We start from the raw sequence: 17,345 nt of genomic DNA, 5'->3' as shown, positions 1-17,345 counted from the left end.
TACTATTGCGGAGTAGAAGTCAGCCTTTCGAGTAGCCACGAACCGTCTTCGGGTTCAGGTTCCGGCTCTGGTTCCGCATCCTGCTCTTCTGCCTCAGGCGGTGCCACCCAATCGCTGTTTCCAACGCGCGTCAGTGTCCCAAGAGGCTGATAGTCGAGCATTTCCACAGCGAGCGCCAACAAGTCCTCTTGGCTGTTGATTGCGCAGTAGTCGGTTCGAAAGATACCTAAACCTCCTTCGAGCTCCCTCATCGCACCTGCCGGGCAGCGGCTTTGTAAAGCAACAAAAGAGTCGACTATCCCATCGGCAGGTTCGCGAGCCCAAAGGGAGTATTTACTTCCCGGATAGAAGCCTTCCTGAATGGCCCAGAGCTCGACGATGCTGCCAGCCCTCTCGACCTCACCCAATTTGACAAAGAAGCCGACCTCAGATCCCTCAGTTTCAAATTCGTCAGTTTCTGAGAGGCTCTCTTTGGTTTCAGCGTAGCGAAAACCAGCGGAACAATGTATAACGCCGTTGAGCCAAATGCGTGTCCAGCCAGAAGCCCCAAAGGCGTCGTTGCGATTTGGAGTAAAAAGCCAATCGCCAGGCTCTACCCGCGATTCACAACCAAAATACTGCTCCCTGTGAAAACTTCTCGGCCAGAACTCCACCCATGCCGACGTGTACAAAGGCAAGTCTGAGCGGACGCGCACTGCTTGGAAGTCCGTTTCTGGATCAGATGTCTCAAATTCAACTTCTTGCGCTGCGGCTGTGACTGTAAGGGCCTGAGCCAAAATGAAAGCCGTCCACCTCATCTCGGAAGGATACTCCCACCAGATACTAGTGACAAGGAAAACAGATTGGCTGGACAGGACGATCCAGAGTAAGAGCCACCCATGCCCCTCCGCATTCTCAAATTCTTCGCCAAGGCGGTGATCTGGTGGCTTGTTATCACCGTTTCGATGGTGCTGCTGTTGCGCTTTGTCCCCGTCACCTACACCGCGACCATGCTGATGGACGAGCGCTCGGTCACCCGCGATTGGGAGCAGCTCAGTAGCATCGACCGCAACATGGTGAGCGCCGTCATCGCGGCGGAGGACAGCAAGTTCTGCACCCATAACGGCTTCGATGTCGAAGCGATCGAGGAGGCGTTGCAGGAGCGGCTGGCGGGCGAGCGGGAGCGGGGAGCCTCCACCATCAGCCAGCAGACCGCCAAGAACGTCTTCCTCTGGCAAGGCGGCGGCTGGTTTCGCAAGGGGCTGGAGGCCTATTTCACCTTCCTGATCGAGAACCTGTGGGGCAAGCGGCGGATCATGGAAGTCTATCTCAACGTCGCCGAGACGGGGCTGGGCACTTACGGCGTCGAAAGCGGGGCGCAGCGCTATTTCGGCCACTCCGCCGCGCGCCTCTCCGCCGACGAGGCGAGCCGCATCGCCGCCGTGCTGCCAAGCCCGAAAACGCGCGAGGCGGTGAACCCCGGCGGCTTCACCCGCCGCTATGGCAATACGATAGAAGCGCGCATCGGCGTCGTCAGGCGTGACGGGCTCGATGCTTGCGTCTATGAGTAGCACGAATGGGCGCAGGGCATTCTCACAGCCATGATCACGGGCATGACCACGGGCACGGGCACTCGCACGGCATAGGCCATGGCCACGCGCACGCGCCCGCCGATTTCGGCCGCGCCTTTGCCATCGGGATTGTGCTCAACACCGCCTTCGTCGTTGTCGAGGCGACATACGGCTTCCTCTCCGGCTCGATGGCGCTGGTGGCGGATGCGGGGCACAACCTCTCCGATGTGCTCGGCCTGATTATCGCGTGGGGCGCGACCATCGCGGCGAAACGTCCCGCGACTACGCGCTTCACTTATGGCCTCAAAAGCAGCACGATTCTGGCGGCCCTCGCCAACGCGATCCTGCTGCTGATCGCCATCGGCGCGATCCTGTTCGAAACGGTGCACCGGTTGATCGACCCCGTAGAGCCGCAGGGCTGGACGATGATCTGGGTGGCGGGCATCGGCATCGCCATCAACACCGCCACCGCGCTGATGTTCATGCGCGGGAGGAAGCACGATCTGAATATTCGCGGCGCCTTCCTGCATATGGCGGCGGACGCGCTGGTGAGCGTTGGCGTGGTGCTGGCGGGCGCGGCGATCCTCTTGACCGGCTACGCGGTGATCGACCCACTGGTGAGCCTCGCTATCGTGGCTGTCATCGGCTGGGGCACTTGGGGCCTTCTGAAGGACTCGGTCAAAATGGGCCTGCTCGGCGTGCCCGACAGCATCGATTGCGACCATGTGCGCGCCGATCTGGAGGCGCTGCCGGGCGTTACCGCCGTGCACGATCTCCACATCTGGCCCATGAGCACGACCGAAACCGCGCTCACTGCGCATCTGGTGATGCCCGAAGGCCATCCCGGCGATGCCTTCCTGCGCGATGTCGCGCATTCGCTGGAGCACGATCACGGCATCCAGCATGCTACCATTCAGGTTGAGACTGATAGACAATGCGCGAAAGGGAATTGCGCATGAGAATACTCGCGATTGGCTTGGTGGCATGGGGGCTGGGAGCCTGCGCATCGCCCGATCATCAGGTGGCTGAAGCCCGTGACCCGCTCACCGCACCTGCTGGCCAGAACGAAACGCTCGGCGAGGAAATCGCAAGGCAAGCGGGCGATGGCTGTCTTGGTGCGGGCAATGCCGGGAGCAGACGCCCCGAGTGCCGCGCATTAAGAGAGGCCATCGCCCCGCCCGAAGCGCCGGTACCGATACCTCCGCCACCCCCGCTCCCCACGCAACCGGACAGGGACGATTGATCTGCGTCCGCTTTTCCCTTCGCGAAGCAAGGCAAGGCCTATGATCGGGAAAATCGTGACGCTGGCGAAATGGAAATTCGTTGTCGGAGGAATTGTGCTGCTGCTGCTGGCGGCGGGAGCGACCCACAAAATCTCCAAGGCCCGCTGTTTCCAGCTAGTGGGAGAGGCGATTTGCCGGGTCGAGACCGACCGCAAAATTGTCGCCCTCACATTTGACGACGGGCCGACGCCTGAAGGGGTGGACGCCGTGCTGCCTGTGCTGGAGGAATTCGGAGTCCAAGCGACCTTCTTCCTCATCGGCAACCGGCTGGAACGGTTTCCGGGGCAGGCCGAGCGGCTGCTGGAGGCGGGCCACGAACTGGGAAATCACACCTATAGCCATGAGCGCAATCTCTTCCGCTCGCAGGATTTCTACCGCAGCGAGGTGCGCGAGGCGGACAGGTTGCTGCGCGAGGCCGGCGCATCGACCGACCTGTTCCGCCCACCCTTCGGCAAGCGACTGATCGGCCTGCCGCTCGAGGTCGAGGATGCGGGCTATCGCACCATCATGTGGGACGTGGAGGATCGCCCGGAGGATTTCACCGATCCGGCGCTGTTCGCGCAGGATATTATCGACCGTGTCGAGCCGGGCTCGATCATTCTGATGCACCCGATGTATCGCCACAATGATACGGCGCGCGCGGCGCTGCCGATTGTACTGCGCGAATTGCAGGCGCGCGGATACGAGATTGTTCCGGTGGGCGAATTGCTGCGGGCGGGGGAGATGGTGGCGGAGCGATAAGTTTGGAGTTTGTCTCTACTAAGCCCTTCCCTTGGGGGAAGGGTTGGGATGGGGGTACTTGCGCCAATAACGTCGAACCCCCACCCCCGGCCCCTCCCCAAGGGGAGGGGAGGCGCGTTTGTTGCTGGACGACACCCAATTCCCAATCCCGCCTCTGCGCGCTATGCACGCGAGGCAATGCGCGAATCCTCCCACAGCCCTTACACCGCCCGTGAGGCATTGTGCGCCAACATCGCGCGGCTGGCGGCGGGGGAGGGCGATGCGCTGGCGGCGATCTATGCTGCGACGTCGGCGAAACTTTACGGCATTTGCCTGCGTATCTTGGGTGACGAGAAAGAAGCCGAAGATGCGCTGCAAGATGTCTATATCGATCTGTACCGCCGGGCCGACCGGTTCGATCCGGCGCGCGCCAGCCCGATCAGCTGGCTTGCCTGCATGGCGCGCAACCGCGCGGTGGACCGGCTGCGCGCGGGCGGCAAGGTGCGCGGCGGGGCTGTTCCCGAGGACGAAGCGCATAGCGTTGCCGATGGCGCGCTGGCGGCGGACGAGCGCCTGCTGCTGGACGAGCGCGATGCACGCATTCACCACTGCCTCGAAACGCTCGACGCCGCGCAACGCGGTGCGATCCGCGATGCCTTTTTCGGCGGCGCGACCTATGCTGCGCTGGCAGAGGGTGCCAATATGTCCGTAAGTGCCATCAAATCGCGGGTCCATCGCGGGCTCGCCAAACTGAAGATCTGTCTCGAACGCGAATGACCACAAAAGCCGCCTCTTTGCCTCCGCGCGAAACGCTCGCCGCCGAATTTGTCCTAGGGCTTGCCGAGGGCGAGGAGCTGCTGCGTGCGCGGGCGATGCTGGCGCGCGATCCGGACTTTGCGGATGCGGTGGCGCGCTGGGAAGAGCATTTCGCGCCGCTGCTCGACACGCTGGACGAGGCTGCGCCTGCGCCCGAAGTCTGGGCACGGATTGCGGCGGCGACGGTCGCAGCACCGGATGACGCGCCGGTGGCTACGGCCGAGATCGTCGCACTGAAAACGAGCCGCGATCGCTGGCGCTGGTTCGGCGGGCTGTCAGCCGCGGCGGCAGCGGTGCTGGCGATTGTGGTGATGACAGGGCCGGTGCGCGAAGCGGGCTCACCCGTCGCGCCCGCGCCTGCTGAAAGCGCGCTGCTGGCGGCGAATATTCCCATCGCCGACACCGGCCTGCGGCTCGCGCTGACTTACGTGCCGGACCGCGATGTGATGACCGTCTCCTCCGCAGGACTGACCGCTGACGGGGTGCACGATCACGAGCTGTGGCTGGTTGACCGCGCGGGCGAACTGCATTCGCTGGGCGTGATTGTGCCGGGCGAGGAAGCGCGGGTGGCGGTGGCTCCCGAACTGGCAGGCGAATTTGTCGAGGGCTCACGCCTGCTGCTCACGCGCGAGCCGCTGGGCGGCAAGCCCGAAGGTGTCGATGCGGGGCCGGTGGTGGCCGAGGGCGCTTTCCGGGCGATTTGATCCCCCTCCGTTCGTACTCGGTGCGTAATGTTTGCCTACATACCCCATGATCCGACTGCCCTGAGCCTGTCGAAGGGCTGTATTTCCCTTTTGCGCAAGGCCAGAAGGAAAGCAGTCCTTCGACAAGCTCAGGACAAACGGTCTGTGGGTGGTGCGAAAAGATTCCCCAAGAACCTGCAACCATCCGCCAATACCTCCCGTAACTCTCCATGCAAGGCAGGACGGGGCCTGATGCACACACAGGAGAGATTACCCATGTTGAAGACCACTTCGCGCATCGCCGCTACGCTTGCAGGGGCCGCCGCGCTTGCATTCGCCGTGCCTGCCATGGCGCAGCATCATCATTCATCGAACGACACGCCCAACATCGTCGAGACCGCCGCATCGGTGGATGATTTCAGCACGCTGGTTGCCGCTGTGCAGGCTGCCGATCTGGCGGGCGCGCTGTCGGGCGAAGGCCCCTTCACCGTGTTTGCGCCGACCAACACCGCGTTCAACGCGCTGCCCGCCGGAACGGTCGAAACGCTGCTCCAGCCCGCCAACCGCGACACGCTGACTTCGATCCTGACATATCACGTGGTGGCCGGCCGGGTGAGCGCAAACGACCTCATCGGCATGATCCGCGCGGGCAACGGCCATGCGCGCATCACCACGCTGTCGGGCGAAACGCTGATTGCGCGGCTGAACAATGGCACCGTTGTGCTGACCGACCAGGCAGACCGTCAGGTGCTGGTGACGCAGACCGATATCAACACCGCGAACGGCGTGATCCACGTGCTTGACCGCGTACTGCTGCCGACCGGCTAAGCCGACTTACAGTCCCCCCAGAGCAGCGCCGCGCCTCCCCCTCGGCTAATGGCGCTCTCGGCCCCGTCCGGCTTTCCCAGCCGGGCGGGGTTTTGTGGTTTTGGCGCGAGGTGCGGCCCGCCTCGCAATGGCTTGACGCAGGGCGCGCCAGCGCCGAAACCTGCGCCAACAAAAAGAAGATTCGCGGTCGCAACGTCTGGCTAATCAGCCGAGAGGGGGAAAACGATCGTGCCTGTTATTGCCTATCAGTCATTTAATGCGAATGCGAGTTCGAACCACAATCTCGCCAGCATCTCGCAGCAATACTTCACCCGCCGAACCAATCGCCGCGTCACCGATGCGGGGCATGAGGCGCTGGTGCTACCTTTCAACCCGGGCGATTTGCGTACTCCGATCCATGGCCCTGCACGTTTGCAGAGCATCGAGGTGCTTGCGAGCGACACGCACACCGTGGAGCTATTCGGCGCTCAGATCGCGCTTTTGTGGCAGAATCTCTATCGCGCTATCGGACAGATGCCGAGCATATTTGTGGTGGGAGAACTCGATGCAGAGCATTCCGACTTTTCGGGCATGATCCCTGATGGCGGGGTGACGATCCGCTCGCACGGTTCAAGCCGGGCGTGCCAGTGCTTCACCGCGATAAGCCAATCGTCGCTTGCGAGCGGGATTAGCCTCTTGGGCGCAGGTGAGGGTTACGTTGCCTATGAAGTCGATGGCTTCACCTGCGTGTTCGTCCACGTCCCGAACCGAATTGCTAGCAGCCGTGGTGCGACCGAGCAGTTTTATTATGGCATCTTCCATAGTCTTGGCCTGTCCGGCAGGACGATCGACCTAGTGATTGGCGACACCAACCAGAGTTCGTTCAACGTCACCGCCAGCTCGCTTAACGTGGCCAGCGGCACAGGGAATTACCGTAACGCCTCGACCAATGCGGGTATCGAGCTGATCGACAATTATAATGTTCACGAATTCGGCACCAATTCAGCAGGAACGCAGATGTTTGATGTCGCCGTTTACAATTCCGCGCGGGTGCGACTGGTTGGCAGCGTGGCTTATGTATCGCAATCAGCGAACGCAGTCACCGTGACCGACCACTGTGGACTTGGCGTTGTAATTGAGGCGGTTTAGCGCGAGGATAGGCGGAGAGGGAGCAACGCGCACCTAATCCCTACGCCGCTGCTTCCTTCTTGCCCTTAGCATTATCATTGTCGAAATCGCGGAAGCAGGTGCCTTTGGAACCGGCGGTCCTCGCCTTCTCGTCGACCACGAGACCCTGACTTTCTCAGCTGTTGATGAGCACGGTTGCCATGAACATCATCAGGATGAGCACGATAGCAATCACGGCCAACAGAGCGAGAGGGAAAAACGTCCCAGCGCCATCATCCGCTACCATAACGCTGCCGAGGAAAGCGAGAACCGCAATTGCTAGGGCCACACCGGGGCCAACAAACAAAGCAGCGAGCCATGCGCCGCCGCAACCGAGCGAAATGCCGATCCCGAACCGGCGTAATCGGACTTTGCCGCTAGCAACCATCACACGAGATGATTTCTATCACGCCGCTGCTTCCTTCTTCGCCTTGCCATTATCGTTGGCGAGCACGCGGACGGGTTCCTTGCGGCCTTCTACGACATCGCCATCGACCACGACTTCGGTCACATCGTCCATGCCTGGCAGATCGAACATCGTATCGAGCAGGATCGCCTCGACAATCGAGCGCAGGCCGCGCGCGCCGGTTTTGCGCTTGATCGCCTTCTTGGCGATGGCGGTGAGCGCGTCGGCGGTAAAGGTCAGCTCCACATCTTCCAGCTCGAACAGCTTGTGATACTGCTTCACCAGCGCATTCTTCGGCTCGCAAAGGATGGTGACCAGCGCTTCTTCGTCCAGATCGTGCAGCGTGGCGATCACCGGCAGACGGCCCACGAATTCGGGGATCAGCCCGAATTTGAGCAGGTCTTCCGGTTCGCACTTTTCGAGCAGCTCGCCGATGCGGCGCTTGTCCGGCTCTGCCACATTGGCACCGAAGCCGATCGAACGCTTCTGCAAGCGATCACCAATAATCTTGTCGAGCCCGGCAAAGGCGCCGCCGACGACGAAGAGGATATTGGTGGTGTCGACCTGCAGGAATTCCTGCTGCGGATGCTTGCGACCACCCTGCGGCGGAACCGAGGCGGTGGTGCCTTCCATCAGCTTCAGCAGCGCCTGCTGCACGCCTTCGCCCGATACATCGCGGGTGATGGAGGGGTTTTCCGACTTGCGGGTGATCTTGTCGATCTCGTCAATATAGACGATGCCCTGCTGCGCCTTTTCGACATTGTAGTCCGACGATTGCAGCAGCTTGAGGATGATGTTCTCCACATCCTCGCCCACATAACCGGCTTCGGTCAGCGTGGTGGCATCGGCCATGGTGAAAGGCACATCGAACGTGCGCGCCAGCGTTTGCGCCAGCAGCGTCTTGCCCGAACCGGTCGGGCCGACCAGCAGGATGTTCGATTTCGCCAGTTCGACTTCGTTGCTGCCCTTGCCGCTGTGCTTCAGCCGCTTGTAGTGGTTGTGCACCGCAACCGAGAGCACGCGCTTGGCGCGATCCTGCCCGATCACATAATCGTTGAGCACATCGCAGATTTCCTGCGGGGTGGGCACGCCGCCATCCTTGCGACCGGCGAGACCTGACTTGGCTTCTTCGCGGATGATGTCGTTGCACAGCTCCACACACTCATCGCAGATGAACACGGTGGGGCCGGCAATCAGCTTTCGCACTTCGTGCTGCGATTTGCCGCAGAAGCTGCAATACAGCGTGCTCTTGCTATCGGATCCGCTCAATTTCGTCATAACTTTCTATCCACTGCGCCTTTTTCGTCTTTGGGGCAAGACGTTCCCGTCCGGCGCGGAGACTCGACCGCCCATGGTAAGCACCACAGGCGCGAGATCAATCATTCCCATGCTTAACATCCCCGCCTTGCTCCAGTGTGAAGGTGCAGGGTTGCCAAAATGCTACAATCGCAGGCGACTTCCTTTCCCCTCTGGGGGGAAGGATGGATGCGTCATCCTGCGTCCGGTGCGCCGCCGCTGCCCGAGGCATCGCGGCCTTCATCGTCCTTCGGGCGATGCGCGAACACCGCGTCAACCAGGCCGAATTTCTTGGCTTCATCGGCTTCGAGGAAGGTGTCGCGGTCCATCGCCTTCTCGATATCCTCCAGCTTCTGGCCGGTATATTGCACATACAGATCGTTCATCCGTGCGCGGATGCGCAGGATTTCGCGGGCCTGGATTTCGATATCCGACGCCATTCCGCGCGCCCCGCCCGAAGGCTGGTGGATCATGATCCGCGCATTAGGCAGCGCCACGCGCATCCCCGGCTCGCCCGCCGCCAGCAGGAACGATCCCATCGAAGCCGCCTGACCAATGCACACGGTGCGCACCTTGGGCTTGATATATTGCATGGTGTCATGGATCGCCATGCCCGCCGTCACCACGCCGCCGGGCGAGTTGATATACATGCTGATGTCGTTGCTGTTCTCGGATTCGAGGAACAGCAGCTGGGCGACGATCAGCGAGGCCATATTGTCTTCCACTTGCCCTGTAACGAAGACGATGCGTTCGCGCAGCAGGCGGCTGAAAATGTCGAAGCTGCGCTCTCCGCGGCTGGTCGATTCGACAACAACGGGCACAAGCGCGCCGGTGACGGGATCGGTGGTGAATTGGTCTTGCTTGTCGCCGAACAGGTCGAACATCGGAGCGCATTCCTCTCGTCTCGGGATTAGAGCGGCCTATGTCGCCTCACACCGCAACAAGTTCAAGGGGCGCGACGAAACGAATGCCCGAATCCCTTCATCGGCAGGGATATGTCGCTGGTCGATGATAGCGCGAAAGGGTCGCAATAATCGTCTCTGCCGAAACGACTACATTTGTCGTCATGGGATGGGAACGAAATTGCGACACTATCTTATCAGCACCGCTTTTGCGGCTTATATCGCTGTTTTTGCTGCAAATGCCGATGCGCAGGAAGCGGCTGACCCGGAAGCGGCAGAGGCCGCCGCACCCGTCGCGACCACCACGGCAGCCAGCGGCACGCGGGTGTTCACCCCCGCCGATTTCGCCCGCTTTGCCCCGCGCACCGCGCTCGACATGATTGGCGAGATTCCCGGCTTCACCCTGCGCGGTGAGGATAACCAGCGCGGGCTGGGGCAGGCGAGCGCCAATGTGCTGATCGATGGCGAACGCATCACCAACAAATCCGAAGGCGTGTTCACCCAATTGAGCCGCATCGCCACCGACCGGGTGGAGCGGATCGAGATTGTCGATGGCGCGACGCTGGGGATTCCCGGCCTGTCCGGGCAGGTCGCCAATGTCATCACCCGCCCGAGTGATATTTCAGGCCGCTTCACCTACCGCGCCAGCTTCCGCCCGCGCTATGCCGAACCCAGCTTTATCGGCGGCGAGGTCTCGCTGAGCGGATCGGGCAATACGCTGGACTGGACGGTCGCGCTCGCCAATGGCGTGGGCCGCGGCGCGGCGGGCGGGGGCGAGTCCTTCATTTTCGATGCGGATGGCAACGTGCTGGAAAGCCGCGATATCGAAATCCAGTTCATCGCCGACAATCCGCGCATCTCGGGCAGCGCGCAATGGACAAGCCCCGGCGGCACGGTGGTGAATGCCAATGCCAATTACAGCCGCTCTTACATAAATTTCCGCGACACCCAGTTTCGTGACCTGACAACCGGCGTTGACCGCCTGCGCAGCTTCGAGAACCGCGATCGCGGCTATTCCTACCAGATCGGCGGCGATGTCGAATTCGGGCTGGGGCCGGGCCGCCTCAAGCTGATCGGGCTCGAGCGGTTCAGCAGCAGCAATTCGCGTTCGGATTCGATCAATGAATTTGTCGACAATTCGCCTGACACCGGCAACCGCTTCGCCGCGCAGGCCACCAGCGGGGAACGGATCGGGCGCGGCGAATACAGCTGGACTATGCTCGGCGGCGATTGGCAGTTGGCAGCCGAAGCCGCGTTCAACCGGCTCGACCGCGAGGCGCAATTGTTCGAACTGGATACAGGCGGGCAATTTGTCGAGCTGGACTTCCCCGGCGGCAGCGGCGGCGTGACCGAGGATCGTTATGAAGCGATCCTGACCCACAGCCGCCAGTTGCGGCCCAACCTCTCGCTGCAATTGGGCGCGGGCTACGAATATTCGACGCTGGCACAAACCGGCGCGAATGGCCTTACCCGCAGTTTCTGGCGGCCCAAGGGCTCGGTCAATCTCGCGTGGCAGATCGAGGACGGGCTCGACATTTCGTTCGAGCTGGCCCGCCGCGTGGGGCAATTGAGCTTCGGCGATTTCCTCGCCAGCGTCTCGCTCCAGCAAGAGCAGGAGAATGCCGGCAATGTCGAACTGGTGCCGCAGCAGAGCTGGGAAGCGCAGATCAATGTCACCAAGAGCTTGGGCCGCTGGGGCAGCACCGAATTGCGGCTCTACGGCCAGGAAATCGAGGATTACCTCGAATTCATTCCCGCCCCCAATGGCGGCGAGACCATCGGCAATATCGACAGCGCTAGCGTCTATGGTGCCCGCTCGAACAGCACGTTCCAGCTTGCCCCGCTGGGGCTTAACGGAATGCAGCTCGAACTGACGCTGGATTTTGACTGGACGAGCCTCACCGACCCGCTCACTGGCGAAACCCGCAAGTGGAGCGACAACCGCGATATCGAAGTGGATGCGCTGCTGCGGCACGATATTCCCGGATCGGACTTGGCGTGGGGCGTGGGCCTCGATTATGACCGCGCGCAGCGATATTACCGGCTGGGCGAGGAAGGCTTCAATTACGAAGGGCCGGTCTACACCTTCGCCTTTATCGAGCACAAAGACGTGTTCGGCATGACCGCGAACCTCACCGTGTTCAACCTAACCGACGGCCGCGCGCGGCAGGACCGCTTCGTCTATGAAGGCTACCGCGACCGTTCCGCGCTGCTGTTCCGCGAAACACAGGATCTGAGCGTGCAGCCGATTTTCAGCTTCCGCCTGAGCGGGGATTTTTAATCTCTTCGTCACCCCGGACTTGATCCGGGGCAGGGCTTCCTTCTGCTTCACCGTTGCCATTCATGCGACGGCGGAGCAAAAGGTGTGTTATGAAAAAGCTGCTCCTTACCTCCGCTTTCGCGGTGCTTTCTGCTTTCCCTGCCGCCGCGCAGGATGTCGATCCGGAGGTCATCTCGATCGCGCATCCAAGACCCGTGTTTGACCGGGCGCAAGCCTATATCGACAGGATCGAAGCTATCGATGACGCTGGGCCTATGCTGAACGCGGTGATAGCGTATGATCCGGACGCAGCCCTGCTAACGCTTGCCAATACGGAGCGATTGCTTGAAGGCCGCACCGTCCTCGTCAAAGACAATATCGAAACGCGCGAATTTCCCACCACTGCGGGCAGCCTCGCGCTTGCCAATAACAACACCGGCCGCGATGCGCCGCTGATCGCGCGGATGCGCGAAAACGGCGGGGTGGTGCTCGGCAAGACGAACCTCTCCGAATGGGCGAATTTCCGCTCCTCCGAAAGCACCAGCGGGTGGAGCGCGGTGGGCGGGTTGACGCGCAACCCATACGCCACCGACCGCAATTCCTGCGGCTCGTCCTCGGGCAGCGGCGCGGCGGTCGCGGCGGGCTTCGCTTGGGCCGCCATCGGCACCGAGACCGACGGATCGATCACTTGCCCCGCCAGCATCAACGGCGTGGTTGGGTTCAAGCCCACCGTCGGGCTCATCAGCGGGGAGCTGATCGTGCCCATCAGCCACAGCCAAGACACCGCCGGGCCGATGGCAAACAGCGTGGCCGATGCGGCGCTGCTGCTATCGGCCATCGCAGGCCCGGATTACGGCGACATGGGCGCGGGCGATCTCGCCTACGACTTCACCGCCGGGCTTGCCGACTATTCGCTCGCCGGAGTGCGCATCGGCGTGATGCGCGAACGCTGCGGCAATTTCGCTCCGCTCTGCGCGGTCTACGATCAGGCCTTGGCCGACCTTGCCAGCGCGGGCGCGGTGCTGGTCGATGTGACGTTCGCAAGCGACCCGGCGATGTTCGGCGACGAATACACCGTGTTGCTGTACGAATTCCGCGAGGGGATTAACGCCTATCTCGCCGGTTCGCCCGCCGATATTCCGGTGCGTTCGCTGGAAGACCTGATCGCGTTCAACATCGCCAATGCCGACACCGAAATGCGCTGGTTCGGGCAGGATATTTTCGAACTCGCGCTGCAAACCACCGACAGCGCCGCCTACGAAGCCGCGCGGGCGAACAGCTTCCGTCTTGCGGGGCCCGAAGGGATCGACGCGATGCTGGCCGAGCACAATGTCGCCTTCCTCGTCGCGCCCACGCGCGGCCCGGCCTGGGTGAGCGATCTGGTGAATGGCGACAATTTCCGCGGCGGGATCGGCATCGGTTCCTTCGCCGCGATTGCCGGATACCCGCATCTCACCGTGCCGATGGGCGCTATCGAAGGGCTGCCTGTCGGCCTCTCCTTCATCGGCACCGCGTGGGACGATCACCTTGTCCTGCAAGCAGGCGCGGCGTATGAGCGGGCGCGCAGCGTAACCTTGCCGCAGCCGACATTGGCCCCTTGGGAACCTTTGCCAGCTACGGGCGCTGACTGACCACTTATCCCGGCGCCGTTCCGGCGCGCTTTTGCTGCTTCCGCCTAGGCGGAGCCTTTCGATCCGGAGACCTTCCCTTTGGCGGCGCGTATTCCTTCGCATCACTGCGGATGGCTGGCCTTGGCGGCGGCGCTGGCCAGCTTGCCGATGGCGGCGCAGGCGCAGGAGGCCGCCAGCGATCCGGCGCCGGTCGATGTAACCGCGCCGCGCGAGGTCTACACGCCCGCCGATTTCGCCCGCTTCGCCCCGCGCAATGCGCGCGATCTGGTCGAGCGGATCCCCGGCTTCACGGTGAATGAAGGTGGTGACGGGCGCGGTTTCGGGCAGGCGTCGGAGAACCTGCTGATCAATGGTGAGCGGCTGTCGAGCAAATCGAACAGCACCGCAGACCAGCTGTCGCGCATCAGCCTTGCCGCGGTGGTGCGGATTGAAGTGGTGGACGGGGCCACGCTCGGCATTCCCGGCCTTACTGGCCGCGTCGCCAATATCATCGTCGAACAGCAGGGCGCGACGGGCCAGTTCCGCTGGCGGCCCGAATGGAACACCGGCAGCGCGCCCGCGCAATGGTTCGAAGGCGAACTGTCGCTCACCGGCAGCACGCTGGGCGTCGATTACACCTTCGCGCTGGAAAACCGCGATTTTGCGCGCGGGCGGCTGGGGCCGAATATCATCACCTTCGCCGATGGTACGGTGGATGAGCGGATCAACCGCGCCTCCAACCTGTTCAACCGCCCGAACCTCAACGCCTTCCTCGCCTTCACGCCTGCGCCGCAGGTTGCGGTCAATCTCAACCTCACCGGCGGGATCGAGATTTTCAACTCGGACGAGGAAGAAACGCGCGTGGCCGCTTCTCCGCTCGCCCCCTTTGTCGAGCGCTTTGACACCGATAGCGACGAATGGTTTTACGAACTGGGCGGCGACGTGACCTTCCCGGTGGGGCCGGGGTCATTGAAGCTGATCGTGCTGGAAAGCTACGATTACCGGGAACGGCGCGACAGCTCGCTGCTCGATACCGCCAGCCTGCCCACCAGCGGTTCGCAATTCATCCGCGTTGCGGAGGACGGCGAGCGGATCGGGCGGGGCGAGTATAGCTGGGCCATGCTCGGCGCGGACTGGCAGCTTTCCGCAGAGGCGGCGTTCAACCGGCTCGATCAGACCGGGCGGCTGTTCGATTACGATCCGGCGCGTTCCGATTACGTCGAAGTGGCCTTTCCCGGCGGCGCGGCCAATGTGCGCGAAGACCGGTATGAGGCGCTGCTGAGCGTCGGTTTCCCGCTGGCCGCGAACCTGACCGTGCAACTGGTCGGCGGCGCGGAATATTCGGATATCCGCCAGACCGGCGACAATGCCCGCTCGCGCAGCTTTACCCGTCCCAAAGGCTCGCTCAATCTGGCCTGGGCGCCTGCCAGCGGGCTCGATGTGAATTTCGAAATCGCCCGCCGCGTGGGCCAGCTCGATTTCGGTGATTTCCTTTCCAGCGTCGATCTGTCGGACGAGCAGGAGAATGCGGGCAACAGCGATCTGCGCCCGCAACAGAACTGGGACGTGACGCTGGAAATTGCCAAGAATCTGGGCGCATGGGGCTCAGCCACGCTCACCCTGTTCGATGAGCAGATCGACGATCTGATCCTTGTGCTCCCGCTCGACAATGGCGGCGAGGCGCTGGGAAATATCGATTCCTCGCGGCGCACCGGGCTCAATTTTCTCGGCACATTCCAGCTCGCGCCGATCGGCATTGCGGGCGCGCAGCTCGATGTTGCGATTGACTGGGAAACCTCCTCTGTGATCGATCCCGTCACGGCGGTGGAGCGGCGTTTTGACGGTAATGATCCGTTGGAGCTGGCGCTGGACTTCCGCCACGATATCCCGCGCACCGATATCGCCTGGGGTTGGGGCTTCCTCGCCACTGAGCGGGATCCGTCCTTCCGCACCCGGCAGGAAATCTTCAATCACGGGCCGAGCACTTCGGCATCGGTGTTTGTCGAGCACAAGGACGTGCTGGGCGCGACCGCCAATTTGCGGCTGGGCAATCTGATCGATGACGAGGATGTGCTTTTCCGCACCGTTTACGACGGGCTGCGCGGCTCCTCGCCCGTGCGCTTTACCGAGAACCGCCGCCGCGATCTCGGACAGACGATCACGCTGACGCTGACGGGGAGTTTCTGACGCGCATGAAAAAGCCCTCCACAGCTGGTGCCGGGAGGGCTTTTTCCATTCAGCGCAGGGCGCTTATTTCTTTGCGGCAGGCTTCTTGGCCGGAGCCTTCTTCTTTGCGGCAGGCTTTGCCTCGCCATCGTCTGCCTTGGCGGCAGCCTTCTTCGGCGCAGCCTTTTTGGCCGGAGCCTTCTTCGCAGCAGGCTCTTCGTCCTTCGCAGCAGCCTTCTTGGCGGGAGCCTTCTTCGCTGCGGTCTTCTTCTTGACGTCAGCCGGAGCCGCTTCTTCGGCCTCGATCGCTGCTTCCAGTTCCTCGCGCGTCACGTCGCGTTCGGTCACTTCGGCCTTGTCGAACAGGAAATCGACGACCTTGTCTTCATACAGCGGCGCGCGCAGTTGTGCCTGCGCCATCGGCTCGCTGCGGACATAGTCGACAAACCGCTGGCGATCTTCGGGGCGGTATTGCTGCGCTGCCTGCTGGATCAGCATTTGCATTTCCGCCGCGGTGATTTCCACGCCGTTCGCCTGGCCGATTTCGGACAGCAGCAGGCCGAGCCGCACGCGGCGTTCGGCGATGCGCTTATAATCGTCCTTCTCGGCTTCGATTTCCTTCATCGCCGCCGCCGGATCTTCCTCGCGCGCCGCTTCCTGCGTCAGCTGGTTCCAGATCTGGTCGAATTCGGCTTCCACCATGCTCGGCGGCACGGCGAAATCATGGTCGGCGGCCAGCGTGTCGAGCAGCTGGCGCTTCATCTGCGTGCGGGTCAGCCCGGCGCTTTCCTGCTCCAGCTGGCCCTTCACCAGTTCCTTCAGCTTGTCGAGACCGTCGAAACCCAGCTGCTTGGCGAAGTCTTCATCCACCTTGGTTTCGGTGGGGACTTTGACCTGCTGCACGGTCACGTCGAATTCGGCTTCCTTGCCCGCCAGATGCTCTGCCGGATAGTTTTCGGGGAAGGTGACGGTGATGGTCTTCGCATCGCCCGTCTTCACGCCCGTCAGCTGCTCTTCAAAACCGGGGATGAATGCGCCTGAACCGATAACCAGCGGCGCGCCTTCGGCCTTGCCGCCTTCGAATTCCACGCCATCCACGCGGCCGACGAAGTCGATGATCAGCTGGTCGCCATCGGCTGCCTTCTTGCTCTTGGCGGCATCCTTGTAGCTCTTCTGGCCTTCGGCAATTTTGCCCAATGCTTCATCGAGCTGCGCGGCGCTGACGGGCACGTTCAGCTTTTCCAGCTTGAGGCCGTCCACCGAGGGCGCTTCGATATCGGGAAGGATTTCGACTTCCACGGTCAGCTGGGCATCCTTGCCCTGCTCGTATCCGTCGATCATTTCGACCTTGGGCTGGAGCGCGGGGCGCAGCTTCTTGTCGCGGATCAGGCCGTCAACCGAATCGCGCAGCGCCTTGTTCAGCACATCGGCGTGCAGCGCTTCACCATGCATCTTGCGCACGAGATTGGCGGGAACCTTGCCCGGACGGAAACCCGGCATCCGCACCTGCGGAGCGACCTTCTTCACCTCGGCATCGATTTGGGTTTCGATATCCTTGGCGGTGATGGTCAGGGTGTAGGCGCGCTTGAGGCCTTCATTGGTGGTTTCGACGATCTGCATTATCAGCCTTTACTCAAATCCATTTACCGGTTCGTGCCGGCCATCAAGCCAAGCGAAAC

General features: G+C 62.2%; 16 protein-coding genes. 11 read left to right on the top strand and 5 right to left on the bottom strand.

Going from position 1 to position 17,345, the window contains the following annotated elements; translation table 11 throughout:
* Positions 1-2: 2 nt before the first annotated feature.
* Complete coding sequence (locus tag GC121_RS01460) at positions 3-797, bottom strand: hypothetical protein (RefSeq protein ID WP_151972422.1); 795 nt, start codon at positions 795-797, stop codon at positions 3-5.
* An 81-nt stretch (positions 798-878) separates the two neighbouring features.
* On the opposite strand from GC121_RS01460, the gene mtgA reads away from it, so the two are divergent.
* The 8 genes from mtgA (at position 879) to GC121_RS01420 (ending at position 7,008) form a co-directional block, all read left to right on the top strand.
* Positions 879-1,550 (top strand): monofunctional biosynthetic peptidoglycan transglycosylase, encoded by a 672-nt coding sequence (gene mtgA, locus GC121_RS01455; protein ID WP_151972421.1) that lies wholly within the window; start codon positions 879-881, stop codon positions 1,548-1,550.
* Between the two features lie 5 nt (positions 1,551-1,555).
* Positions 1,556-2,509 (top strand): cation diffusion facilitator family transporter, encoded by a 954-nt coding sequence (locus GC121_RS01450; RefSeq protein WP_151972420.1) that lies wholly within the window; start codon positions 1,556-1,558, stop codon positions 2,507-2,509.
* Positions 2,506-2,793: a hypothetical protein gene (locus GC121_RS01445; protein WP_151972418.1), complete on the top strand. Its 288-nt coding sequence runs from the start codon at positions 2,506-2,508 to the stop codon at positions 2,791-2,793. The genes GC121_RS01450 and GC121_RS01445 overlap by 4 nt, the downstream gene beginning before the upstream one ends.
* A gap of 40 nt (positions 2,794-2,833) precedes the next feature.
* Positions 2,834-3,574 (top strand): polysaccharide deacetylase family protein, encoded by a 741-nt coding sequence (locus GC121_RS01440; protein WP_151972416.1) that lies wholly within the window; start codon positions 2,834-2,836, stop codon positions 3,572-3,574.
* Between the two features lie 177 nt (positions 3,575-3,751).
* Entirely contained in the window at positions 3,752-4,330 is a 579-nt protein-coding gene (locus GC121_RS01435) for a sigma-70 family RNA polymerase sigma factor (protein WP_151972414.1), read from the top strand.
* Positions 4,327-5,073, top strand: a complete 747-nt coding sequence (locus GC121_RS01430) for an anti-sigma factor domain-containing protein (protein WP_151972412.1) — start codon at positions 4,327-4,329, stop codon at positions 5,071-5,073. Before GC121_RS01435 ends, GC121_RS01430 begins: the two co-directional genes overlap by 4 nt.
* 255 nt (positions 5,074-5,328) lie before the next feature.
* Complete coding sequence (locus GC121_RS01425) at positions 5,329-5,880, top strand: fasciclin domain-containing protein (protein WP_151972410.1); 552 nt, start codon at positions 5,329-5,331, stop codon at positions 5,878-5,880.
* Positions 5,881-6,108: 228 nt separating this feature from the next.
* On the top strand, positions 6,109-7,008 hold the full coding sequence (locus GC121_RS01420; RefSeq protein WP_151972408.1) for a hypothetical protein: 900 nt from the start codon (positions 6,109-6,111) through the stop codon (positions 7,006-7,008).
* A 154-nt stretch (positions 7,009-7,162) separates the two neighbouring features.
* Here the strand turns inward: GC121_RS01420 and GC121_RS01415 are convergent, their stop codons facing one another.
* The 3 genes from GC121_RS01415 to GC121_RS01405 form a co-directional block, all read right to left on the bottom strand.
* Positions 7,163-7,414, bottom strand: a complete 252-nt coding sequence (locus tag GC121_RS01415) for a hypothetical protein (RefSeq protein WP_151972406.1) — start codon at positions 7,412-7,414, stop codon at positions 7,163-7,165.
* 18 nt (positions 7,415-7,432) lie between these two features.
* Positions 7,433-8,710, bottom strand: a complete 1,278-nt coding sequence (clpX, locus tag GC121_RS01410) for an ATP-dependent Clp protease ATP-binding subunit ClpX (protein WP_151972404.1) — start codon at positions 8,708-8,710, stop codon at positions 7,433-7,435.
* Positions 8,711-8,922: 212 nt separating this feature from the next.
* On the bottom strand, positions 8,923-9,612 hold the full coding sequence (locus GC121_RS01405; protein WP_151972401.1) for an ATP-dependent Clp protease proteolytic subunit: 690 nt from the start codon (positions 9,610-9,612) through the stop codon (positions 8,923-8,925).
* A gap of 199 nt (positions 9,613-9,811) precedes the next feature.
* Between GC121_RS01405 and GC121_RS01400 the strand changes: the two genes are divergently transcribed.
* From GC121_RS01400 to GC121_RS01390, 3 genes are all read left to right on the top strand, one after another.
* On the top strand, positions 9,812-11,911 hold the full coding sequence (locus GC121_RS01400) for a TonB-dependent siderophore receptor (protein ID WP_199857695.1): 2,100 nt from the start codon (positions 9,812-9,814) through the stop codon (positions 11,909-11,911).
* An 89-nt stretch (positions 11,912-12,000) separates the two neighbouring features.
* Complete coding sequence (locus tag GC121_RS01395; protein WP_151972397.1) at positions 12,001-13,521, top strand: amidase; 1,521 nt, start codon at positions 12,001-12,003, stop codon at positions 13,519-13,521.
* Positions 13,522-13,599: 78 nt separating this feature from the next.
* Positions 13,600-15,687, top strand: a complete 2,088-nt coding sequence (locus tag GC121_RS01390) for a TonB-dependent siderophore receptor (protein ID WP_151972395.1) — start codon at positions 13,600-13,602, stop codon at positions 15,685-15,687.
* Positions 15,688-15,750: 63 nt separating this feature from the next.
* Here the strand turns inward: GC121_RS01390 and tig are convergent, their stop codons facing one another.
* On the bottom strand, positions 15,751-17,286 hold the full coding sequence (tig, locus tag GC121_RS01385) for a trigger factor (RefSeq protein WP_151972393.1): 1,536 nt from the start codon (positions 17,284-17,286) through the stop codon (positions 15,751-15,753).
* Between the last annotated feature and the right edge of the window lie 59 nt (positions 17,287-17,345).

Source organism: Erythrobacter sp. EC-HK427 (assembly GCF_902498745.1).
In the GTDB taxonomy this organism is placed as follows: Bacteria; Pseudomonadota; Alphaproteobacteria; order Sphingomonadales; family Sphingomonadaceae; genus Alteraurantiacibacter.
Note: the sequence above shows the minus strand (reverse complement) of the source record. Positions and strands in the feature narration are given on the sequence as shown.